The sequence below is a fragment of the Gammaproteobacteria bacterium genome (genome assembly GCA_028819075.1).
In the GTDB taxonomy this organism is placed as follows: Bacteria; Gemmatimonadota; Gemmatimonadetes; order Longimicrobiales; family Gaopeijiaceae; genus BD2-11.
Window position 1 is genome coordinate 109,104 of sequence record JAPPMM010000016.1, and the last position, 23,447, is coordinate 132,550.

A 23,447-nucleotide genomic window follows, 5' to 3' on the forward strand; every position below is an offset into this window, starting at 1 on the left:
CTCAAAACCACCTTGGAAACGCTTGCGACAATATCGGTCACAGAAACGACAAATCCGTTCTTCCGGACGCCATTTGGCTTCCGCATAAGAGGAGAGTTCGATGAAAGCGATCAGCACGAGGTTTCGGCGGTGTCTCTCTTGGATGTTCGCCCTGGGAGCTCTCTTCAGCGCCCCTCTCGCGGCGCAGCAGGGAACACTCTCGGGCCGTGTGACGGACGCCGAGGCGGGGACGCCGGTCTCGGGCGCGACGATCGAGATCGTGGGGCAGATGCTGGGCGCAACCGGGGCCGAGGGTGACTTTTCCGCATCGGTTCCCGCCGGCACCCATTCGGTGATCGTGACCCTGATCGGCTACGAAACCACCCGCCTCGACGGCATCGCTGTGGACGCGGGTTCGACCACGGAAATCGAGATCCCGATCCGCTCGCGGGCCCTGATCCTCAACCCGGTCGTGGTCACCGCGTCGCGCCGCCAGGAGAAGGCGCTCGAGGCCCCGGCGTCGGTGTCCTCGGTGTCATCGTCCGAGATCCAGCGCACCATCGCGACGACCGCCGCGGATCACGTCCAGACACAACCCGGGCTGGACATCTTCCAGGCCGGCCTGACGTCCAAGAGCGTCGTCTCGCGGGGCTTCAACAACGTCTTCTCGGGAACGCTGCTCACGATCGTCGACAATCGCTACGCGCGCATCCCCTACCAGCGCTTCAACGCCTTCGACCTGATCTCCGCCACCGACCTCGACATCGACCGCATCGAGGTGTCGCTCGGACCGGGCTCCGCCCTGTACGGTCCGAACGCCGCCGCCGGCGTGATGCACATCATCACCGCGTCCCCCATCGACCGACCCGGAACCACCGTTTCGCTGGCGGCGGGTGAGCGCTCGATCTTCACCGGGCAGTTCCGGACGGCGGTCGCACCATCCGAGCGTTTCGGGTTCAAGCTGTCGGGGCAGTACATGCGGGGGAACGACTTCGAATACCGGGATCCCGTCGAAGTGGGGGCCGCCGCGGTGCCCGGCGCGAACCCCAGGATCGCCGCTCGCGATTTCTTCTACGAGCGCTACTCCTTCGACGCCCGCGCCGACATCCGCGGCGAAGGCGGGGGCGCCTTCGTGCTGAACGGCGGCATGAGCCAGATGAACAACGCCATCGTGCTCACCGGCATCGGCGCCGCGCAGGGCAAGAACTGGGTCTATCCCTACGTTCAGGCCCGCTTCTCGAAGGACAGGTTCTTCGCCCAGGCCTTCTACAACACGAGCAACGCCGGTGACACCTACCTGCTGCGCACCGGCCAGGACATCGTGGACCAGTCGTACATCATGTCCGCGCAGATTCAGCACGGTTTCGATGTCGGGGAGCGGCAGAGTTTCACCTACGGCGTCGACCTCATCGGCACCAACCCGCGCACGGAGGGCACGGTGCTGGGCCGCAACGAGGACGACGACGACTCGCGCGAGGTCGGCGCCTACCTGCATTCCGAGACCGCGCTCTCGGACATGTTCGATCTGGTGGCCGCGGTGCGCGTCGACGATCACAGCCGCCTGACCACGACCAGCATCTCCCCGCGCGTGGCGCTGGTGCTCACGCCGACCGAGGGCCAGAACATCCGCTTCACCTACAACCGTGCCTTCTCGACGCCTTCCACCAACAACCTGTTCCTCGACATCCTCGCGGCGAATATCCCGATCCTTCCCGGCATCAGCTACGGCATCCGCTCGCAGGGGGTGCCGCTCGGCGGCTACACCTTCGGCGGCCAGTGTCAAGGCGGAGTCGAGTCCCGGTGCATGTATTCGCCCCTGATGCCGGGTCAGGCGCTGCCCGCCAACGCGGCCGTGTTCTGGAATCCGGTGATCGAGACGCTGCTTCCGCAGTTTGCGTCGCAGCTTCCGCCCGCGCTCGTGCCCCTGCTCCCCACGCTGGGAGCCATGCTCCTGAACCCCGGAGCCGGCGATCCTCAACTCGGCACCCTGTTCCGCCGCTTCGACGTCGCCGCCGCGGGCGCCGGTTCCACGGATCCGTTCGTCACGCTGGCGGGTCCGGGGGTGCTGGACGTTCCCGACCTCGTGCCCACCATTCACAACAGCTTCGAGGTGGGATACAAGGGCCTGATCAACGATCGGGTGCTACTCGCCGCCGATGTCTACCGCACGCGCATCGAGAACTTCGTGGGCTCGCTCCGGGTGGAGACGCCCAACGTCTTCTTCGATCCCGCTTCGGTTCAGGCGTTCGTGCTGCACCGGCTGGACCCGCTCATTCGGGCCGGATTGATCCCGCCCGCGCTCATCGAAGGCCCCCTTGCCGTGGCTGTCGGCGCGATCGCGAGTCTTCCGCTGGGCACCCTGGCCGCGGACCAGTCAGCCTCGCACGACCTGCTGCTGACCTACCGCAATTTCGGAGACGTGTGGTATTCGGGCGCCGACCTGGCCCTGGAGGTGCTCCTCTCCGACCAGCTCAGCCTCAACGGCAACTTCTCGTGGAAGAGCGCCGAGTGCTTCAACAGCACCGACGATGATTGCAACGACATCGAGGACGTCGCGCTTAACGCCCCGAGCCACAACGGATCTCTCGGGTTCACCTATGCCAACCAGGGGAGCGGGCTTTCGGCGCAGGGACGCGTGCGCATGACGGCGGGATTCCCGATCAACTCGGGGACCTACATCGGGGTGATCGATGGCTACCAGGTCATGGACGCGTCGTTGAGCTACCGGCTCCCCTTCCAGCCGGGCACGACGCTGTCGGTTACCGCCAACAACCTGTTCGACAGCAACCACACCGAGTTCATCGGCGCCGCGCCCCTGGGCAGGTTCGTGATGTTCCGGGTGCGGCACGACTTCTAGGAAGCCGCCAGCGTCCTAGGGGTCCAGCGGCATCGCCTCCAGCCGCGAGATGTGCAGGTTGAGCATGTGGTTGACGCGGAAGCCGTACATCCCGTCCATCGCGACTTCGGAGCGCGGCAGGGCGGCGACCTGGGCATCGTTGACGAAGAACCGCACCTCGTCCGCGTCCGCCTCGGCGGCGAGGATGTTTTTCGCCGTGGCCCCGTCGCCGCGGTCGGCCCAGCCCAGGATGGCTTCGTGGCCGGTCCAGGGGAGGATCGTGGGCGCGTCAGGGCCCTCGCGGCGCTTGACGATGAACTCGCCCCCGTCGCGGATGAGGAAGTAGGTGTATTCGATGTCGTCGCCGTCCAGGCCGAGCCCGCCGGCGAAGAATCCGAACGCCTCGCGCATCATCCCCTGCGGTTCGAAGAGAAAGACCTCCATCTCGATGCGGTATTCTCCCGAAGCCTCCATCTCCGGGCCCCAGTAGATCGCGGCGGGGCCCGAGGTCACGTGCCACCCGGGCGGCATCGAAACGAACATCTCCAGCTGTTCCTCCGAGGCGCCGGGCTCGTCGAAGCGGACCTGCCAGTCCTCCGGACGCTCGAAGTCCTGGGCGGCGAGGGAAGGGGCGGTGACGGATGCTGCGAGGAGGAGGGCGAAGAGCGGAATCAGGAAGGCGAGTCTGGTCATGGTCTCCGGCGGGTGAACGGGGTGACGCGGCCCGGGAAGATCCGGGCGCAGGAAGATCTGCGAAAGTGTCCGTGAAGGTCAATCGTTGCCGCGCCCGCCGCCGCCGGTGACGATGTCGCGGATCCCGGACGTTTCACGAGGCGAGCGCCGTGCATATGTTGTCTCAAACCCCGCTCGCCGGGGCATGACCTGCAACACGGAGGATGAGATGCGACTTCGCAACGTATGGCTCTCGGGAACGGCGATTCTGGCGGCACTCGCATTCTCTTCAGGGGCCGAAGCCCAGGGCGAGGAACGGTACGGCGCCTGGCTGATGGATTCGGACCGGCCCCCGCCGGCCTCCAACGTCATGACCTACGAGCCCTATGGGGATGGCGGCATGCGCATCACGGTCGCGAGTACGAATGCGCGCGGCGAGAGTTCCGAATGGGGGTACGTGACGCTGTTCGACGGCGTCTTCCGCGCGGTGGAGGGGCAGGAGAACGCCGAGACGGCGGTCGAGGTCGTGGACGACCGCAGCACGCGCATCCTGAACAGCCGCGGCGGCAGGGTCTACCAGGTCATCATCAACACCCTCTCAGAGGACGGCAACACGATTCAGAACGAGTACGTGCGCCTGGACGAGGAGGGAAAGATCACCGGGGTGGGGCACGCGACGTACCGGCGCATAATGAACTAGGCGGGCGCTCCCGCTACCGGCTGCCCTCCGGGGCGGCCGCGATGCATTCCACCTCGACGCGCGCGTCGAACGCCAGCCCGGCCGCGGCCAGGGCGGAGCGGGCCGGCGGGTTTTCCGGGAAGTACTCCAGGTAGACCTCGTTGAAGGTGGCGTAGTCGGCCATGTCGGCGAGGAACACGGTGCACTTGACCACGTCCTCCCACCCCGCCCCGGCGGCCTCCAGCACGGCCGCGAGGTTCTCCATGGTCTGACGGGTTTCGGGGATGATCCCCCCCTCGGCCAGGGTGGGCGGCGACACGCCCGGGAGCGCCCCGATCGCGCCCGACAGGAAGATCAGGTCGCCGCTCCGCACCGCGGACGAGAAGACCGGCAGCCGGGCCACCCCCTCGGGCTGGATGATCTCCTTGCGGGGCGCGGGTTCCGCCGCGGCCTGGCCGCCCTCAGCGTCCGGCGACCCGGCCGGCCCGCATCCGACCGCAAGCGCGCCCAGCATGCATGTGGCGCCCCGCCACGACCGCCGCGTTCGGACCGCGCTTACCACGCCCGCGACCTCGGCCCCAGCGTCCACTCGCATCCTCATCCGCTCCACGGCCACTCCTCCATCTCGATTCCCCTCGCCGCGAAGAGCAGCTCGAGCGCCCGCTCCCACGACTCCCAGCTGGTGGTGCGGCCGTACACCGAGTTGGTCTTGTGCGCCACCACCAGGTCGAGGGCGGGGAACACCGTGATCCACTGCCCGACCGCGCCGCGCCCGCTGTACGCGCCCTCGAACGGTCCGGTGGCGCGCGGGCCGTCCCACACCCACCACATGTAGCCGTAGCCGAAGTAGCCGTCCCGGCGCCAGTCCGGGTTCATCTCCTCGAGCGGGGTCACGACGCTCACGATGCGCCGCGCCCAGTCCCGCGAGATGATCTGCTCCCCGTCCCAGGAGCCCTCGTTGAGCATCAGGTGCCCGATGCGCGCCATGTCTCGCGTGGACAGCCAGAAGTGGTACGCCGGATTACGCGAGATGGAGAGATTGCCGGACTTCCGGTGCATGGAGCGGTCCCAGTCCTGGAACCGGAGCGGAATCGCCAGTTGCGCCTGGGCTTCGTCGTAGAGATCGCGGCCCGTGAGCTGCTCGAAGACGGCCCCCGCGGCGTTGAAGTCCCAGTTGCTGTAAAGCATGTAGGTGCCCGGCTCCTGCGACCCGCGCGGCGGCGCCTCGGAGAGATTGTCGCCGCCGTTGGAGGCCGGGTGGTAGACGCCCGAGCGCGCGGTGACCAGGTGGTCCACCGTGGCGCCCAGCTCGATGGGGAGCAGCCCGCCGATGTCGTCCACGCCCAGATCGGCCATGGAGGCGTCCAAGTCGATGGTGCCGTTCTCGACCCAGTAGCCGTACAGCATCGCCAGGATGCTCTTGCGCACCGAGGCCAGATACGACAACTCCTCGATGTCGCCGTACTGGAACACGATGCGGCCCCGGTCGGCCACCACGATGCCGGTGGAGTTGGCGCTGTCGCGCACGAAGTCGCGCACCAGCCCGAGTGCGTCGGCGTCCCAGCCGAAACCGGCCAGTCCGTCCCGGGGAACGATCTCCCACTCCTCCCCCGGGAAGACGCAGGTGGGGCAATCGGTGCGCGACTCGAGCGCGAAGAGCAGTCCTGCGGGGGCCATCAGGACCCACGCAACGAAAAACGGTGCGAGGAAGCGTCTCATGGCGGTTCTCACGGTGAAGGTGGCTCCCGGGGCCCGGAAGGACGAAATCACGGGCTGGATGGGGGATACGCTGAAGCTGCGCGTCGCGGCGCCGCCGGAGAAAGGCAAGGCCAACGCGGCCGTGGTGGCGTTGCTGGCGCGCACGCTTTCGACCGGCAGGGACCGGATCGTCATCGTGGCGGGGGCCGGGGCACGGCGCAAGCGGGTCCGGATCGAGGGCCTGTCGCCGGAAGAGGTGCGCGAGCGGATTCCTATCTGAGGAAGATGTTCTTCGGGATGTACCCCGTGACGACCTGCGTCAGGTCGACCACCTCGCTGACCCGGAAGTCCACCGCGATGCTCGCCAGGGAGAGGGCCTCGGCGGGCGACAGCCCCTTCTCCTCGCCCAGGAAGTTCACGACCTCCCTGGTGGCGTGGCGGGCGGCGCGGTCGAGATCCAGGTCGATGCCCATGATCATGTAGTACTCGTCGTCCTCGGCGCGCGGCGCGGAGATGCTGCGGTCCTTGTGCACGGCGAAGCGGAACACGCCGGAGAGCGATTGCTCGATCGCGGTGCCGCTCACCTCACCGTCGCCCTGCGCGCCGTGGGGATCGCCGGTGTAGAAGAGCGCGCCCTCGTGGAAGACGGGCAGGTACAGGGTGGTGCCGGCCTTGAGGTCCTTGACGTCCAGGTTGCCGCCGAAGGCGCCGGGGGGCCGGGAGCCCTGAACCCCGGGCACGGTCACGCCCGGCTGGCCCACCACCGGATCGGGCGCGACCGCAAGGATCCCCATGAAGGGCGCCAGCGGCACGTGGATGTCGTCGGAGATGAGGGCCACCTCACGCCCGTCCACCTCCCCGGTGCGGATGACGTGACGGGTTCCGGGCGGAATGTCGAGCGCCGGATCGTCGGGACGGGCGCCGGGATAGTCCATCGAGAACACGCCGCCCCGGGCGGAGGTGTTGTTGATGCCCCACGACACCCGGGTCTCGATGGAGAGGATCTCGACCTCTAGCACGTCTCCCGGCTCGGCGCCTTCGACGTAGACGGGACCGGTGATGACGTGGCCGCTCCGTCCCTCGCGAGGGCGACCCTCGCGCGACGCCCAGAAGTCGAGCACGTCCTGAAGGATTTCGTCGCGCGGCAGGCCGAGACCGGTGAGGTAGGCCACCGGTTCTTCGCTCTGGGTGGCGCCGGCGTGGGTGAGGGTGTTGATGCGCACGGTCTCGCCCGGCTGGACCCGCAACACGGGCGCCTTGTCGATGGGGAACCAGCCCCAGGCGACGTTCTCGGGGGTGGAGGGCACGAAGTGATCGGCCTCGCCCGCCGGCTCGGCGCTGCGCATTTCCGGTGCGGACGGGTTCGCCTCCGGGCTGCCGCTCTCACCATCCGGGGCGGCGCACGCGGCCGCCAGCACGATGGCCACCGCCGGGCCCAGGCGCGGATCCGCCAACCGGCGGAGGAACGATCCGGATCCTCCATGACTGCTCTGACTCCCGACGCGGATTCGTGTGGCGCGCATCTCCGACTCTCCTCTTGCTGGCACATGGCGAACTGCTCACGTACCGTTAGCGACCGATCGGCCTCGAATCAAACGAGTTGCCGCGCGGCGAGCGGACTTCCCCGGGATTTCCACCGGCGCGCACAACCCTGGTTTCCTCCAGCGGAGAACGGACGTGTTCGACACCAGCGACCCCCGGCTGTACCTGTTCACGGCCCTGGCCATCATTGCCCTGATGTTCGTCTACCACTGGGTAACCTCCGCGCGCGCGACGGCGGGCGATGGCTCGGGAAGGGGCGGAACCCGCGGCAAGCCCAATCTGTTCGAGCTGGTGGTGGGCTTCGGCACCAACTTCTTCGACACCCTGGGGATCGGCTCCTTCGCGCCCACGACATCGCTCTACAAGCTGGCGAAGACCGTCCCCGACGACGAAATCCCGGGCACCATGATGACCGGCCACACCCCGCCCGTCATCATCCAGGCCTTCATCTTCATGACCATCATCCTGGTGGAGCCGCTCACCCTGTTTACCCTGATTGCCGCGGCGGTGCTGGGGGCGTGGCTGGGTGCGGGGGTCGTGACCCGCCTTCCGCGCCACTGGATCCAGATCGGCATGGGGGTCGCGCTGCTGATCGCGGCCGCGACCTTTCTGCGGTCCATCTTCGGCACCGACCCGGTGGGCGGTGAGGCAACCGGAGTAGCCGGCGCCGACCTTGTGATCTCCGCCGTCTGCCTGTTCGTGCTGGGGGCGCTCATGACCATCGGGATCGGCATGTACGCGCCCACCATGATCGTGGTCAGCGCCATCGGCATGACCCCCGCGGTGGCCTTCCCGATCATGATGGGATCCGCCGCCTTCCTCATGGCGGTCGCGGGCATCCGCTTCGCGCGGGCGGGCCGCTACGGGCTGAAGGCGGCGCTGGGGCTGACCATCGGGGGCATCCCCGCCGTGCTTGCGGCGGCGTTCATCGTCCGCTCGCTGCCGCTCGACGTGATGCGCTGGCTGGTCGTGGTGGTGGTGCTTTACGCCGCCGTGGCCATGCTCCGGTCGGCCGCGCAGGAGCTGCGGGGGGGCAACTGACTCAGTTCGCCTCCCAGAGTTCGGTTCTGGGCTGGAAGGCCTTCCACGCGAACCAGAACGCGATGTAGGCGCCTTCGACCGGCTCCAGGCGGGTGCCTTCCATGGGCCCCGCGATGGCTACCCCGTCCGTCCGCCAGCGCGAACCCGTCCCGGCGTCCACCATGTCGCCTCCGGTGAACTCGAAGGTGAGGGTCTGTCCGTCCACCACGGGGTTGAGCGCGAACGCCGCCTCCCCGGCACTGTCCCACACCACCAGGACCGGCCTCCCGCCCACCATGTCGTTTACCACGGTCACGGGCGACCCGTCCCCCTGGAGTTCACCGAAGGGGTACGCCTTGCCGCCGTCCGCATCGTCGAGGATCCCGAGCACGCGCTCCTTGACCGGCCGGCGGGCGTCGGTGACGGGCTGGCGATAGAACAGCTGGGTGTTCTCCAGGCTCTCGTAGTCGCCGTATGGATAGCGGTCGTAGGTCGTGCTCAGGCCGCCGTCGGGGCGCACCACCACCAGGCCGTCCTGATAGAGACCGCGCCAGCGGTCCCAGGTGACCTCCGAGGAGGCGATCAGCGGCAGCGGCTGCCCCAGTTTGGAGCCGCAGCCGGCTTCGCGCAGCATCTGGGGCCAGAGCGAGCGCTCCCCGTCCGTGCGGTCGTACATGATCAGGTTGTTCTGAAAGAGGAGCCCGGATACTCCGAACTCGGCCCCCGCGACCTCGCTGCGGTCGAACACGATGCTCGATCCGGTGAGGGGACAATAGGTGACGGCGACCCGGTGCTGGCCCAGCGTCAGGTTCACGATCTCGTGCCACCAGAGGATGCGATGGGGCACCGCGAACATCTGTCCGTCCAGCTCGAAGCTGATCACGCGGTCGCTTTCCCACAGAAAGCCGGTCTGCTGGTCGAAGATCCCCACCATGGGTGGATTGGTGAGGGCCGGAATGCCATCGACCCCCACGCCACCGTCAAAGACCAGGTCGGTGTTGATCGAGCAGTTGGGACCGACGTCGACGGGCGTCGTGGGTTCTGGGCCCGTGGGGGCGTCGGAACAGGAGAGCAGCAGCGACACGCACGCGGCGGCGAGCGTCAGGGGCTTGGAGCGCATGGTGTGTTCGGCCTGGGTCGGCGAGCGAGGGCCCGGAATCGTGCCGGGCCGGAAAATGACTGCTATCATAACCCCGCGCGCCGGTAAGGTGTCCGCCGGCCCGTCGAGCGTCCATCCAGCCACTCGATCACGGGAAACGACGGCTTGCTCAACTACATCTGGGCGGCTCTGCTGATTTCGGCCTTCGTCTTCGCGGGGGTTTCCGACATCGGCGATCTCAGCCGGGACACCTACCGCAACGGCCAGCCGCTCCCGGTGGTGCTGGAGTTTCCCGAGGGCACCGCCGCCAGCGGTGGGCGCACACCGGTGCGGATTCGCATCAACGCCGGGGTCTACCAGGACTTCTACGGCACGGACGAGAGCCCAGCGGAAAGCTACGACGGCGTCCTGCTGCGCACCGGCGAGGGAATGGTGCTGCGCTTCGATGCGGGAGCCGCGCTTCCCGAGCCGCTGGAGACGATCCGGGGCGTGTCGCGCTCGAACGACGACGAGCTTCAGGGGATCGTCGAGGGGTTCCTGTCGCCCGTGCTGGGGCTGGGCGACGACCCCACGGCCGCTCAGGCGACCGTGCAGTTCGAGCCCGTCCGCTTCGTGAAGATGACCGCCATCGGCGCGGCGGCGCTCGACTTCGCGGAGACCGCAGCCGGGATCGCGATCGGGCTGATCGGGGTGCTCGCGCTCTTCCTCGGGGTCATGAAGATCGCGGAGGAGGCGGGCATCATCTACGCCATCGTGCGCGTGGTGCGTCCGGTGCTGCGGCCGCTCTTTCCGGACGTGCCCGACGACCATCCCGCCCTCGGCATGATCGCGCTCAACCTCACCGCCAACATGTTCGGGCTGGGCAATGCGGCGACGCCCTTCGGGATCAAGGCCATGGAGGAGCTGCAGAAGCTCAACCCGAGCGAGGACACCGCCACCAACCCCATGGTGATGCTCCTCGCGGTCAACACGGCGAGCGTCCAGCTGGTGCCCCCGGTGCTGCTGCTCGCGCTCCTCGGCCTCCAGATCAACCGGCTCATCTTCGCCATCATCATCACCACCGGGCTGTCGCTGGTCGTGGCGGTCGTGGCCGCCCGGCTCTACGGGAGGCTGCCGGGCTCGCGCGCATCGGATCCCAACCAGGGGCAGCGGCCGGCCAGCCGGGCGCCGGGCGGGGACGCGTCCCGCCGCGGGGAGGGCTGACATGGAACTCGCGCGCGAGCTGATCGGGCTCTTCTCCGCCTTCGTCATCCCGGTGATTCTGGTCGGTTTCCCGCTGTACGGGCTGTACAAGCGGGTGCCGGTTTACGAGACCTTCGTCGAGGGGGCGAAGGAGGGGTTCGGGGTGGCGGTGCGCATCATCCCCTACCTCGTGGCCATCCTGTTCGCTATCGGCATGTTCCGCGCCAGCGGGGCGATGGACGCGCTCATCGCGCTGCTGAACCCGGTGCTGGAGCCGATCGGATTCCCGGCCGAGGTGCTGCCCATGGCGATCATCCGCCCGCTTACCGGCTCGGGCTCGGCGGGGCTGGTCGCGGACATGGTCGCCCGGTACGGCGAGGACTCGCTGTTCGTCAAGATGGCCGCGGTGATGTTCGGCTCCACCGAGACGACCTTCTACGTCGTGGCCGTGTACTTCGGCGCCGTCAACATCAAGCGCACCCGGCACGCCATTCCCGCCGGGCTGACGGCCGACATCGCGGCGATGCTGTTCGCTGTTTGGGTCGTGCGGCTGCTGTTCGGCTAGGCGTCGCCGCGTTTGCCGGGAGGATGACATGATGCGTCGGCCGGGCCCCTGGATCCTCTTCGGACTCCTCGGAGTCGCCGGCGTCGTCGTCGCGATCCGGTTCTTCCCCGCCGCCTTCCCCATCGTCACGCTGGATCTCGCCATGGACCGCGAGGCCGCCGTCGCCCGCGCGGACACTCTGGCGCGGCAGTACGGATGGGACCCGCCAGACGCTCGGACGGCCGCCACGTTCGGCCAGACGGACCCCGAAGTACAGTCCTACGTCGAACTGGAAGCGGGAGGAAGGGACGCGTTTGTCGAGTTCGCCGAGCGCGGGATCCATCAGCCGTACGTGTGGACGGTGCGACGCTTCCAGGAAGGGGCGGTCGAGGAAAGTCAGGTTCGGTTTACGCCGGCGGGCGAGCCGTACGGGTTCCGTCTGCGCCTCTCCGAAGACGATCCGGGTAGCGGCAATCTCGCCGAGCCCGAAGCTCGAGCCGTCGCCGACGGGACGGCGGGGGAGTGGGGGGTGGATCTTTCCTTGTTCGAGCTCCTCGAATCGTCCCAGGAAACGCAGCCCGGCGGACGCGTGGACCACACGTTCGTGTTCGAGCGGATGGACGCGACGGTGGAGGAGGGCCGCTTTCGGCTGCGGCTCCGCGTAGCAGGGGAGCGTGCCTCCGAGCTTGCGCACTTCGTCTTCGTGCCGGAGGCCTTCTCCCAGCGCTACCGGGACATGCGGTCGAGGAACGATGCGATCGCGTTCGCATCGCAATCGGTTTTCGTCGTCCTCTTCCTGCTTGTGGGTGGCGTAGGCGGCACGGCCTTCCTCATGAGGAAGCGTCTGATCGTCTGGCGTCCGGCCCTCGTCTGGGGCGCCGTCACCGCCGTGCTGCTCGGCCTCGGGATCGTGAACACCCTCCCGCTGAGCTGGATGGGCTACGACCCCGCCGTCTCGGTCCAGACGTTCCTGGCCCAGCAACTGGTACTGGCAGGGGCGACCGCCGCGCTCGGCGCTCCGCTTCTGGCGTTCATCTACCTCGCCGGGGAATCGCTCGGCCGGCAAGCGTTCCCCGGGCACCTCCAGCAGTGGCGCTTCTGGTCGCCCCAGGTCGCGGCGTCCATGCCTGCGCTCGGCCGAACCGCCGGCGCGTACCTGCTCCTGGGAACGCAACTCGGCTACGTGGTGCTCTTCTACCTGGCCACGTCCCGGCTCGAAGGCTGGTGGTCTCCCGCCGAGGCAGTCGTCCAGCCGGACCTGCTTGCGACCGCGCAGCCCTGGCTTGTGGCGGTCTCGACCTCGCTCTTCGCGGCCTTCTGGGAGGAGAGCGCGTTCCGTGCCATCCCCATCGCGTGCGCGACCCTGCTGGCGGCGCGGTACGGACGGAAGAGCCTCTGGATCTGGGGCGCCGTGGCGCTGCAGGCCGTGGTCTTCGCCGCCGGTCACGCCAACTACCCTCAGCAGCCGGCCTACGCCCGGGTGGTGGAGCTCACGGTTCCCGCCCTGCTCTGGGGCGTGATCTACCTGTATTTCGGTCTCGTGCCGACCATCCTCTCGCACTTCACCTACAACCTCTCGCTGCTGTCGATTCCCCTCTTCGCGTCATCCGCGCCCGGCATTCTCCTGGACAGGGTGGTCGTGGTGGCGGCCGGGCTGGCTCCGCTCCTGATTGTGGTCGGCGCGCGGCTGAAGGTCGGCGCGCGCGCAAAGGCGCCGAAATGGGCATACAACCGTGCCTGGAAACCGCCCGCCGCGGAGGAACCGGACGCCGAGGCGGAGTCGGGCGCGGAGGCCGGTGGCGAGTCGCCCACTCCAGAGGTATCCTCGGCCGCCCGGGGTTTCCTCTCGCGGCGCAAGCTGGTGTACGCGTTGGGTGCGATCGGTGTCTCCGCCTGGGGTGCCGGTGCGTTCAGCGACGCCGGCGGCGCGCCACGGCTGACCGCGACCAGGGGCGAGGCGATCGCCGTCGCCCTGGACACGCTGGAGCGGCGCGGGCACGCCGTGGAGTCGTGGACAGCGCTGGCCCAGGTGGTGTCCGGTCGAGGAGATGCCGACCAGTACGTCTTTGACGAAGCCGGCCCGGACGTGTACGAAGGCCTCCTCGGGACCTATCTGTCCGGACTCCGCTGGATCGTCCGTTTCGTGGACTTCAGCGCCGACCCCGAGCAGCGCGTCGAGGAACTGCACGTCCACCTCGACGCGGCGGGCGAACCTCTGCGGCTCCGCCACATTCTCCCCGAGGCACGTCCGGGCGCTCGGCTGGAGGAGGAGGATGCGCGAGTGGCCGCGCTCGCCGCCATCCAGGCGAGGTACGGGATGGCCGCGGAGTCCATGGACGAAGTCGGCGCCGTCCAGACGGCGCGGCCGGAGCGCACCGACTGGCGATTCACCTTCGAGGACCGGGCGGTCCTCTCGGAGTTCTCCGGGGAAGCGCGGTTGACGGTGTTGCTCGCCGGCGACGAGATCGTGGACGTGACTCGCTTCGTGAACGTGCCCGAGGAGTGGGAACTCGCCCGCAGGGACGGCGAGGCGCTCCGCAACCTGGTGAACCTGTCCGCTGCACTGGTGCTCGTGCTCGGTTTCGCCGGGGCATGCGTCCTGTCGGTGGTCACCTGGGCCAGACGCGGACTGGACACGCGCTTGTTCGTCCGGGCTGCCCTGCTCGCCGCGGTGGCGCTGGGTCTCGGACAGGCGAACTCCTGGCCGGCCACCGAGGCGATCTTCTCGCCGGCGCAGCCGTGGGGCCTTCAGGCGGGGATTGCCGCCTTCGCGGGCTTTCTCGGGCTCCTCTTCGGAGCGGGAGCGATCGGTCTGGGCGCCACGCTCGCGCACAGATGGCTCGGAGAGGGGCGGGATGGGCAGGCCGAGAGGCCGGCATCGCGCTCACTCGCCCTGGCCATGGCCCTGGGTGCTGCCCTGCTGGGTGTCGTGACGCTCGCCGAGTGGATCGCCGGGGGGCTGCCCGCGTGGCCCGACGTGACGGGGGCCAACTCCTTCATCCCAACCCTGGCCGGGCCGCTCGGGGCGACTGCAGGGTTTCTCTTTGGAACGACCGGGCTGCTCCTGATGAGCGGCCTGGCGCGGAGGTCGGGCGCCGGCCTCCGCTGGCGCATCGCGCTGTGGGTCTGCATGCTGGCGGCCGGAGTCTTCTTCGTTCCCGGGCCGCTCGAGGAGTCGGTTCTCACGTGGGTGCCGACGGCCCTCCTGGGTGGTGCAGTCTTCTTCGCGCTTGCGCGACTCGGTGCAGCGGCGCCGGCGCTGATGCCCGGCATCGTCGGGACCCTGACATGCGCCGGCCTCCTCGCGCAGGTCGCAACCGGACCGTATCCGGGGGCGCGGCTGGGTGGCGTGCTGGCGGTCATCGCAGTGGGCACGCTTGTCGCGGGATGGATGCGCGAGATGGACACCGCGCGACGGATATCGCCGCAGCGGCAAGCAGGGTGATGCGCCAAGGGGACACATCCGGGTTTCCCGGGAAGTCATGCACTATCACCTGATCGGGATTGCGGGCACCGCGATGGCCTCGCTCGCCGGGCTCCTGCGCGCGAGCGGCGACCGGGTGACCGGATCCGATCAGGGCGTCTATCCTCCCATGTCGCTGATGCTCGACGATTTGGGCATCGAGTACGCGGACCGGTACGATCCCGCCAACCTGGCCGGTGATCCGGACATGGTCGTGGTGGGCAACGCGATCGGCCGGGGCAACCCCGAGCTCGAGGAGGTGCTGGATCGGCGGCTCCGCTACACCTCGGCGGCCGCCGTGATCAAGGAGCGGTTTCTGGCCGGCCGCCATGTGGTCGCGGTGGCGGGAACGCACGGCAAGACCACCACCGCAAGCCTGGTCGCATGGCTGCTGGAGGCGGCGGGGCTCGATCCTTCGTTTCTCATCGGAGGCATCCCGGAGAACTTCGGCATCTCGTTCCGGCTAACGGACTCCGAGTTCTTCGTCATCGAGGCGGACGAGTACGACACCGCGTATTTCGACAAGGGCCCCAAGATGTGGCACTACCTGCCCTGGACGGCGGTGGTGAACAACGTCGAGTTCGACCACGCGGACATCTTTCGCGACGACGTCGCTTACCGCTTCGCCTTCGAGCGCTTCATCAACCTGGTGCCTCGGGCGGGCACGCTGGTGGCGGGCTGGGATTCGGCGGCGCTGCGCGCGATGTGCGGTGTGTCGCGCGCGCCCGTCCAGTCCTTCGGCATCGGTGCGCCCGACACCGGGACGGCGACTGCGGAGGGTGCCCCCGCGCATCCCCTATGGCGGGCCGAGCGAATACGCGGCGGGGAGGCGGGCACCCGCTTCGCGGTGCGGCGGGACGGGACGATGCTGGGGGAGGTGGAGATGCGGCTAGCGGGCGACTTCAACGTGCTGAACGCCCTGGCGGCGATGTCGGCAGCGGCCGCGGCCGGCGCGCCCTGGGACGCGATCCGTGAGGGTCTAGGCACCTTCAGGGGCGTCCGGCGCCGCATGGAGGTTCACGGGGAGGCGGGGGGCGTCACAGTGGTCGACGACTTCGCGCACCACCCCACCGCGGTCGCCGCCACCCTGAAGGCGGCGCGGCAGCGGTTCCGCGGCCGGCGGCTGATCGCCGTCTTCGAGCCCCGCAGCTACACCGCTCAGCGGCGGGAATTCCAGGAAGCCTACGGGGAGGCGCTGGCCGAGGCCGACCACGCCGTTGTGGCCGGGCTCTTCCGACCCGAGCGCTACGATGACGCGATCCGGCTGGACCCTGCGCAGTTGATCGCGTCGCTGCGCGCCCAGGGCGTCGTAGCCGACTACGAACCGGAAGTCGACGGCATTGTGAAGCGCATCGTCCGCGGGGCGCGCCCCGGCGACGTGGTGCTGATCATGTCCAACGGGGGATTCGGAGGCATCCACGAGCGGCTGCTGGCCGGGCTGGGCTCGGAGCGTGCTGCGCTTGGTGCGAAGTCGCACGGGAGCGCGGCGGTCGGATGACACTCCGGGTTTCCGCCCAGCCGCCGCTCCGGCCGCGAGCGCTTCGTCCCGGCGCGCGCGTGGCGCTCGTAGCCCCGGCGGGGCCGCTCGGGGCCGGTGTGCTCGACAAGGCCGTCGATCGCTGCCGGAAGCTCGAGCTGGGACCCGTCGTGTACCCGGCGGCGACCCGGCGGCGGGGCTATCTGGCCGGAAGCGACGAGGAGCGGCTCGCGGACCTCCAGGCCGCCTTCGACGACCCGGCGACCGACGCGGTATGGGCGCTCCGGGGCGGGTACGGGACCCTGCGAATCCTCGACGGGCTGGATCTCGCGCGCCAGCGCCGCGACCCCATCCCCTTCATCGGCTTCAGCGACAACACCAACATCCACGCCCTCCACGCTAGAGAAGGCATAGCCTCCTTCCATGGGCCGCACCCCGGGGCCGACTTCCCCCCGGAAACCGAGGCGTCGTTCCGTACCGCGCTCTTCCCCGGCGAAGCTCCGGGACCGCTGTCGCCCCGGCCCGAAGATCCCGCTCCCCACGCGCTCTCGGGAGGGAGCGCGGAAGGCAGGCTCATCGGCGGGAATCTCGCGATCCTGGCGTCACTTTGCGGGTCGCGGGATGCCATCTCCGCGCGCGGCCGCATCCTGTGCCTCGAAGATGTGGGGGAGCCCGCCTACAGGGTGGACCGGATGCTGCACCAGCTGCTGCGCGCCGGCGTCCTGGACGGCGTCGCGGGACTCGCCTTCGGACGGTTCACCGGAGTGCGCGAGGGCTCCGGCGACATCACCGCCGTGCTCGCGGAATTCGCCGGCCGGCTCGGCGTCCCCTCGGTCACCGACCTGCCCTTCGGTCACACGGAACACAACTGCATCATCCCGGTGTTGACCAGGGCGCGCCTGGACGCCGACGCGGCGACCCTCACGGTGACGGAGCCGGCTACCCAGCCCCCATGACCTGTCGGGGAACGAACGACTAGCTTTCAGGCAATACTGATGAGGCAAATGCTCCTCGGTCGCATCTTTCCGACGCTGCGGCCAGGTTGCCATGGAGATCCACAATGAGACTGCGAGTATTGCCGGCGGGGGTGCTGGCCGGGCTGTTCGCCGCCAGCTGCGGCGGAGAGGGCGGCACGGTCGATCCGGGCCCGCCGCCACCCGCTCCGACGGGCACGGTCATCGGGCAGGTCACGGTCGAGGGCGCGCCGTTGCCGGGCGTGCTGGTGTCGCTGAGCGGGGCAGCCGCCCAGTCGACCGCGACGGGCGCCGACGGTGGCTTCCAGTTCGTCTCGGTGCCTGCGGGATCGCACACCGTGACGCTCGCGAGCGGGATCCCCAACGACGTGACCTTCTCGCGGACCACCGCATCGGTCACCATCACTTCCGCCGGCCAGCAGGTGCGCGCGGACTTTCCCGGCGAGTACCTGCGCACCTCTTCCATCAGGGGCAGGGTGCTTGCGGTGACCCAGGGGAGTCAGCCGCAACCGGTGGAGGGCATCGCGCTGGGCATGACCGGCCTGCAGCAGGCGGCGGACACGACGGACGCCAGCGGCCGCTACGAGTTCGTGGCGCTGCGTCCGGGCGAGTACACGGTATCCCTGCTGACCACCGCCGGTTTCGCCTTCGACGCAACCAGCTTTACCCGGACTCTGACGACGGGACAGAACCTCGAGCACGACTTCGTCGGTGCCGCGGACCTGTTCATCGCCACCGAGTCACTGGACGTCGGCCGCATCGGAATCCCCTACTCCCAGCAGCTGACCGCGCGCGGCGGCACGACCGAGGGCCTCGTGTGGAGCCTCGAAGGGGGGACGCGCCTCCCGGAGGGCCTTGCCTTCACGAGCAACGGGCTGATCGCCGGCACGCCGCGTTCCGTGGGGTTCACGGAATTCCGCGTCAGCGTGACCAACGCCCAGGGGCGACGGGCGAGTGCGGCGCTGTCGTTGCGCGTGTGCGAGGGCGCGCTGGGCCTCGATGTAGGCGACTACCAGGTCTTCCGGGAGGGCGAGCGCGGGGAGTGCGGCTTCTTCGTCCGGGCTCCGCAGGCCGGCGCCTACTATCGCGTCACCATGGTGGGAACCGAGACGCCGGAGAATCCGCGGGTCTACGATGTCGGACTCAGCGTTGCCGGAAGCTTCACGGCGGCTGCCGCGCCGATGGTGGCGAGTTCGGAACGCGCGGGCGGCGCCCCGCGCCAGGAGGCGACCTCCATCGGGGGCCCCTGGCTGGACGAACTGCTCGAACGGGAACGCGCCTACGCCCGGAGCCACGAGCGCTTGCGCCGCAGCGAGGCCGAACTGATGGAGCGCCTATCGGCGGAAGGACCTCTGCCGATCCTTCCGGATCTCTCGCAACAGGTGGCACAGGCGACCCGCGGCGGGGCCGGGAGGGGCCGTGCGCCCGAGGAACTGGCCATCCGTCTCAGCGACGCGTTCGCCGGCGCCTGCACGGTCGACACCACGGTAACCGCCAGGCTGGTTGCCGAAAACGAACATCTGGCCTTCTACGAATACCAGACAACCTCTTCGCCCGACAATGTCCGACAGATCCTCGACTACTATGCCGACTACGGGGACGAGGTGATCCGGCGCTATTTCGGCGGCGTAAGCGACGTGAACGGGGACGGCATAGTGAACGTGCTCATCCGTCCCGACCTGCCGGGCGCCACCCTGGCCTACGTCTGGTCCGCCGACATGACGCTCTCGCGCAACTCCTGTCCGGCATCGAACGAAATGGAGCTGATCCACTTCGACGCCGAGTCCATCGACGACATCAGCGGCAACGACTTCTGGGCGCTGGGCACTATCGTGCACGAGATGAAGCACGTGAGCTCGCTGTACAAGGGCTACCGCAGAAGAAGTGCCAGCCGATTTCATCCGTTCTGGATCGAGGAAGGGACCGCCGACATCGCCAAGGAAGTGTCCTCGCGCCTGGCGTGGCAGCGCGCGGGCGGTCCCGCCATGAGGGATCGCGTTACGGGAGATGACCTGCGTGATGCGTTCCGGTCCACCGGTGGCAACGCCCGGGCCGAGGCCTACGGCACCTTTACCGCGATGGCCCGCACCGTCTTTGCGATCTCCCCGGATTCGAGCGCGGTAACCTTCCAATACGGAGACGGAGAGATCGGGGACGTGTACGGGTCGGGCTGGCATTTCCACCGCTTCCTGCGGGACTGGGTGGTGGGGAGCGGCAGCGCGACGGCGGATGAGCGCTTCATGCGCGTGCTGAACGACTCGCTCACCACGGCCGGAATCGCGGGCATCGAAGCCGTCACCGGCAGGCCGATTGAGCAGTTGCTGATCGACCACGCCATCGCCATGACGTTCGCCGGAAGCGAGAGCGCGGCGGGCGCCGATGTGCCCCACTTCACCACCTACGATTTCCCGACCACCACGGAGGTTTTCGAGCGGCCCGACCCGCCGGGCTTCTACCCCTGGCCGGTAACCACCGTCGGCGAAGACACCGCCAACGACTTCGCGCCGGTCGCCGTGCCGCTGGCCACCTCGGGAACACGCACCTTCGACGGCCGGCTGGCTGCCAGCGGCGTCCGCATCCACGACTTCCGGGCGCGCGGGGCGGGCAACGGCGCCGCCTTCTACTACGACATTCCGAGTTCCGCGCGGGTCATCGTGGCGCGCATTTCCGAGCCGGATCCGTAGCAGCCCGCGGGCGAACTCCCACGGCATACGAGCGGTGCCTGCGAGCGAGTCGCTGCGTCGCGTGCTAACTTGGCTGGCATCCGTGATCCGGCCGGCCAAGGGGAGGCACCGATGCATGCAGGGCACACATCGAAAGGCGACGTTTACTCCGCGCACTACGTGATTTGCGCCGGCCTGCTGCTGGCCCTGACCGCGTGCGGCAACGCCGACGCGCCCCCCGCGGGAGACGATGCGGAGCTGATGGAGCGCGCCCGAGGCATCCACGAGCGGGTTATCACGCTCGACACCCACGCCGACATCAACCCGGGCAACTTCACCGCCGAGCTCAACTACACCATGGACCTGCCCACCCAGGTCAACCTGCCCAAGATGGAGGCGGGCGGGCTGGACGTTGCGTGGTTCATCGTGTACGTGGGGCAGGGCGACCTGACCCCGGAGGGGTACGCGGAAGCCTACGACCAGGCCATCGCCAAGTTCGACGCCATCCATCGCCTGACCGGGGAGATCGCGCCCGAGCGCATCGGGCTGGCCCTCACCTCCGACGACGTGCGCCGCATCGCGGGGGAGGGACGCAGCGTGGCCATGATCGGGGTCGAGAACGGATACCCGGTCGGGGAGGATATCGGCCGCATCCAGGAGTTCCAGGAGCGGGGCGCGCGCTACCTGTCGCTCGCCCACAACGGCCACAGCCAGCTCGCCGACTCCAATACCGGGGAGGCACTCGACGACTGGCTGCACGACGGGCTCAGCGAACTGGGCCGGCAGGCCGTGGCCGAGCTCAACCGGGTCGGCATCATGATCGACATCTCGCATCCCTCGAAGCCGGCCAACATGGAGGTGTTCGAGCTGAGCCGGGCACCGGTGATGGCCTCGCATTCCTCGGCGCGGGCGCTCAACGATCACAGCCGCAACCTGGACGACGAGCAGCTGATGGCGCTCCGGGAGAACGGCGGCGTGGTCCAGACCGTGGCCTTCCGCGGCTACGTCGACGGCCCCAAGAACCAGGCGTACCAGCAGGCTTCGCAGATGGTCATCGCCGAAGTCGCCGAGGAAATGGACTTCGAGATCATCGGCGGCGGCCGCGGCCGCGCTTTCTTCATGGCGCTGCAGGCGATGAGCCCCGATGAGCGCGAGGCCTACCAGACCGGGCTGCGCATGGTCCAGGACGCGGCGGCCGAGCGCATCGCGATGGAAGTGGCGCCGGTCACCCCGCCGGTCGACGTGGCCGACTTCGTGGACCATATCGACTACATGGTCGAACTGATCGGGCTCGAGCACGTGGGCATCAGCTCCGACTTCGATGGCGGTGGGGGCGTAACGGGATGGGACGACGCCTCGGAGACCTTCAACGTCACCCTGGAGCTGGTGCGGCGCGGCTACAGCGAGGAGGAGATCGGCATGCTCTGGAGCGGCAACCTCCTGCGCGTGCTGGACGACGTGCAGGCGGTCGCGGAGGAGATTCGGGCGGAGACCAACTGAGCAGGCTCAGGCGCGCGGATCGCGCTTTTGATCGACGCGCCGGGCGAGGTTAGCTTTGCTGCCCGTCCCCCCGCAGTTCCTCCCCGGGAGGTGAGATGGTCCCGATTCTCGCGCTCTGGCTGCCGATTCTGATCGCCGCCGTCCTGGTCTTCATCGGCAGTTCGATCATCCACATGGTGCTGGGCTACCACAGGAACGATTTCCAGGGGATCGAGGATGAAGACGCCGTGATGGATGCCCTGCGGCCCGCCAACCTGGCGCCGGGCGACTACTTCTTCCCCCACGCGGGCAGCCCCGAGGTCATGAGATCCGAGGCCTTCCAGGCGAAGCTCGCGAAGGGGCCCATTGCGTTCTTCACAGTTGGAGATCCGAGCGCGTTCACGAGCATGGCCAGGAACCTGGCGCAGTGGTTCGTCTACTGTGTGGTGGTGGGGGTGATCGTGGCCTACGTCGCGGGACGCACGCTGGCGCCGGGGACGGAGTATCTCACGGTCTTCCGTCTCGCGGGCACGGTGGCCTTCTGCTGTTATGCGCTCGCCCTGCCGCTCAACTCGATCTGGTATCATCGGCAGTGGTCGACGACGCTCAAGTCGATGTTCGACGGGCTGATTTACGGAATACTGACCGCGGGCACGTTCGGCTGGCTTTGGCCCGAGTGAGGTGATGATGGAAAAGACCCGACATTCACGCTGGCGCGGCGCCCTGCTCTGGGTGGGCGCGGTTCTGATCATGGCCGGGGCGGCGATCTACCAGCGCCGGACCGGTCCCACCTACCCCCTGCGCGGCGAGATCGCCGTCGGCGCCGACGCGTACCGCTACGAACTGGTGCGCAGCCAGGAGACCATCGAGCGCGCCCGGGTCGCGCTTCCCAGGCCGGGCGCGGGCGCCAGCGGCACCATGACCTACCGGCGCTACCCCACGGGCGACGACTTCACCACGGTGGAGATGGTGGTGGAGGACGGGGAGGATGGCCCCGAGCTGGCGGCCTACCTGCCCATACAGCCGGCCGCCGGCAAGATGGAATACTACCTGGAGGTGGAGACGGCCGGCGGTGGGGTGCGCATCCCGGCCGAGCAGGGCGAGGACGCCAACATCATCCTGCGCTACAAGGATCCGGTTCCGGCCCCGCTCCTGGTCTCGCATGTCATCGCGATGTTCTTCACCGTGCTGATCGGGATGCGGACCGGCCTGGGCGCGCTCTTCGCTCCGGGCAACGTCCGGACGCTCGTCTGGGTGACGCTCATCGGGATGACGGTGGGCGGCCTGGTGCTCGGCCCCTTCGTCCAGAAGTACGCGTTCGGCGAGTACTGGACGGGCTTCCCCTGGGGCTATGACCTGACCGACAACAAGCTGCTGATCATGTGGGTGGTGTGGGTCGCGGCGGCCTTCGCTCTGGGGATGAAGCCGAAGCGGAAGGCCGGGCCGGGCCGGGCGACGGTGGGCGTTGCGGCGCTGGTCATGACCGTGGTGTACCTCATTCCGCACAGCATGCGCGGGAGCGAACTGGATTTCGCGGCGGTGGACGCGGGCGTGCCTGCCGCCGAGGCCGTCGGGACCGGCCGCAACCAGGAATAGGTGCGCGACGGAACCCTCCGAACCTCGCTCCGCCGCGCCCGGATGCCCTCGTGAGCGCCGCGCATCTCCACCTGCTCACCGTGCACCTCCCGGTCATCCTGTGCCCGCTCGCCCTGGTGCTCTTCGTCTGCGCGCGCCTGCGCCACGACACCCCCGCGGCCCGCATCGGCCGCTGGCTGCTGGTGGCCTCCGCGGCCGTGGGCGTGCCCGCGTACTTCTCCGGGCCGACCGCGTTCGAGGCGATGGAGAGCGAGCTGGCCCCGATGCGCGATCTGGTCGAGCTGCACGCGGTGCTGGGCAGGGCGGCCTTCTTCGGACTCGTACTCCTTGCGCTGACCGCGCTCCAGGCGACGCTCCGAGAGATGCAGGAGGAGCCCGTGCCCCGCTGGCTGCACGGAATCGTGGTGGTTGGCACCCTGCTCCTCAGCTACGTTCTGGCCTGGAGCGGCCACCTCGGGGGCGCGATCCGGCACCCCGAGATCGGGGACGCGCTTTCCTGGCTGTTCCCGCGCTGGTGAGGGCGTTTACGCACTTTACACAGATT

19 protein-coding genes are annotated in these 23,447 nt (G+C 68.7%); 14 read left to right on the forward strand and 5 right to left on the reverse strand.

The genetic code is table 11. The features are described from left to right. Positions 1-100 precede the first annotated feature (100 nt). Positions 101-2,836 (forward strand): TonB-dependent receptor, encoded by a 2,736-nt coding sequence (locus OXU32_02690; protein ID MDE0072876.1) that lies wholly within the window; start codon positions 101-103, stop codon positions 2,834-2,836. A gap of 15 nt (positions 2,837-2,851) precedes the next feature. Here the strand turns inward: OXU32_02690 and OXU32_02695 are convergent, their stop codons facing one another. Then, positions 2,852-3,508: a hypothetical protein gene (locus OXU32_02695; protein MDE0072877.1), complete on the reverse strand. Its 657-nt coding sequence runs from the start codon at positions 3,506-3,508 to the stop codon at positions 2,852-2,854. Between the two features lie 208 nt (positions 3,509-3,716). Between OXU32_02695 and OXU32_02700 the strand changes: the two genes are divergently transcribed. Continuing rightward, positions 3,717-4,187, forward strand: a complete 471-nt coding sequence (locus tag OXU32_02700) for a hypothetical protein (protein ID MDE0072878.1) — start codon at positions 3,717-3,719, stop codon at positions 4,185-4,187. Positions 4,188-4,200: 13 nt separating this feature from the next. Here OXU32_02700 and OXU32_02705 read toward each other — a convergent pair whose 3' ends face one another. Together OXU32_02705 and OXU32_02710 are read right to left on the reverse strand one after the other, a co-directional pair. Further along, entirely contained in the window at positions 4,201-4,761 is a 561-nt protein-coding gene (locus OXU32_02705; protein MDE0072879.1) for a RidA family protein, read from the reverse strand. Between the two features lie 2 nt (positions 4,762-4,763). Then, positions 4,764-5,885 carry a serine hydrolase gene (locus OXU32_02710; GenBank protein MDE0072880.1) on the reverse strand — a complete coding sequence of 374 codons (1,122 nt, stop codon included), beginning with the start codon at positions 5,883-5,885 and terminating at the stop codon, positions 4,764-4,766. On the opposite strand from OXU32_02710, the gene OXU32_02715 reads away from it, so the two are divergent. Continuing rightward, the gene (locus OXU32_02715; protein ID MDE0072881.1) at positions 5,884-6,144 is read left to right on the forward strand and encodes a DUF167 family protein; all 261 of its coding nucleotides are present in this window, start codon (positions 5,884-5,886) and stop codon (positions 6,142-6,144) included. The two genes, OXU32_02710 and OXU32_02715, sit on opposite strands and share 2 nt — an antisense overlap. Here the strand turns inward: OXU32_02715 and OXU32_02720 are convergent. After that, entirely contained in the window at positions 6,137-7,387 is a 1,251-nt protein-coding gene (locus OXU32_02720) for an acetamidase/formamidase family protein (protein MDE0072882.1), read from the reverse strand. The genes OXU32_02715 and OXU32_02720 overlap by 8 nt on opposite strands. A gap of 154 nt (positions 7,388-7,541) precedes the next feature. On the opposite strand from OXU32_02720, the gene OXU32_02725 reads away from it, so the two are divergent. Beyond that, positions 7,542-8,447: a sulfite exporter TauE/SafE family protein gene (locus OXU32_02725; protein MDE0072883.1), complete on the forward strand. Its 906-nt coding sequence runs from the start codon at positions 7,542-7,544 to the stop codon at positions 8,445-8,447. A 1-nt stretch (position 8,448) separates the two neighbouring features. On the opposite strand, the gene OXU32_02730 is transcribed toward OXU32_02725, so the two are convergent. Continuing rightward, complete coding sequence (locus tag OXU32_02730; GenBank protein MDE0072884.1) at positions 8,449-9,546, reverse strand: DUF3179 domain-containing protein; 1,098 nt, start codon at positions 9,544-9,546, stop codon at positions 8,449-8,451. Between the two features lie 144 nt (positions 9,547-9,690). Here OXU32_02730 and OXU32_02735 point away from each other — a divergent pair, with 144 nt between their 5' ends. From OXU32_02735 to OXU32_02780, 10 genes are all read left to right on the forward strand, one after another. Next, positions 9,691-10,728, forward strand: a complete 1,038-nt coding sequence (locus OXU32_02735) for a nucleoside recognition protein (GenBank protein MDE0072885.1) — start codon at positions 9,691-9,693, stop codon at positions 10,726-10,728. 1 nt (position 10,729) lies between these two features. Continuing rightward, a complete protein-coding gene (locus OXU32_02740) occupies positions 10,730-11,272 on the forward strand; it encodes a spore maturation protein (protein MDE0072886.1) in 543 nt (180 codons plus the stop codon). A gap of 28 nt (positions 11,273-11,300) precedes the next feature. Next, complete coding sequence (locus tag OXU32_02745) at positions 11,301-14,696, forward strand: CPBP family intramembrane metalloprotease (GenBank protein MDE0072887.1); 3,396 nt, start codon at positions 11,301-11,303, stop codon at positions 14,694-14,696. A 37-nt stretch (positions 14,697-14,733) separates the two neighbouring features. Next, positions 14,734-16,212: a UDP-N-acetylmuramate:L-alanyl-gamma-D-glutamyl-meso-diaminopimelate ligase gene (mpl, locus tag OXU32_02750; GenBank protein MDE0072888.1), complete on the forward strand. Its 1,479-nt coding sequence runs from the start codon at positions 14,734-14,736 to the stop codon at positions 16,210-16,212. Next, positions 16,209-17,147: an LD-carboxypeptidase gene (locus OXU32_02755; GenBank protein ID MDE0072889.1), complete on the forward strand. Its 939-nt coding sequence runs from the start codon at positions 16,209-16,211 to the stop codon at positions 17,145-17,147. The genes mpl and OXU32_02755 overlap by 4 nt, the downstream gene beginning before the upstream one ends. Positions 17,148-17,251: 104 nt before the next feature. Then, positions 17,252-19,849, forward strand: coding sequence for a putative Ig domain-containing protein (locus tag OXU32_02760; GenBank protein MDE0072890.1), 2,598 nt, complete (start codon positions 17,252-17,254; stop codon positions 19,847-19,849). A gap of 240 nt (positions 19,850-20,089) precedes the next feature. Then, the gene (locus tag OXU32_02765; GenBank protein MDE0072891.1) at positions 20,090-21,328 is read left to right on the forward strand and encodes a dipeptidase; all 1,239 of its coding nucleotides are present in this window, start codon (positions 20,090-20,092) and stop codon (positions 21,326-21,328) included. A 95-nt stretch (positions 21,329-21,423) separates the two neighbouring features. Further along, complete coding sequence (locus OXU32_02770) at positions 21,424-21,987, forward strand: hypothetical protein (GenBank protein ID MDE0072892.1); 564 nt, start codon at positions 21,424-21,426, stop codon at positions 21,985-21,987. Positions 21,988-21,991: 4 nt separating this feature from the next. Then, a complete protein-coding gene (locus OXU32_02775; GenBank protein MDE0072893.1) occupies positions 21,992-22,903 on the forward strand; it encodes a hypothetical protein in 912 nt (303 codons plus the stop codon). 50 nt (positions 22,904-22,953) lie between these two features. Next, positions 22,954-23,421: a hypothetical protein gene (locus OXU32_02780; protein MDE0072894.1), complete on the forward strand. Its 468-nt coding sequence runs from the start codon at positions 22,954-22,956 to the stop codon at positions 23,419-23,421. Positions 23,422-23,447 lie beyond the last annotated feature (26 nt).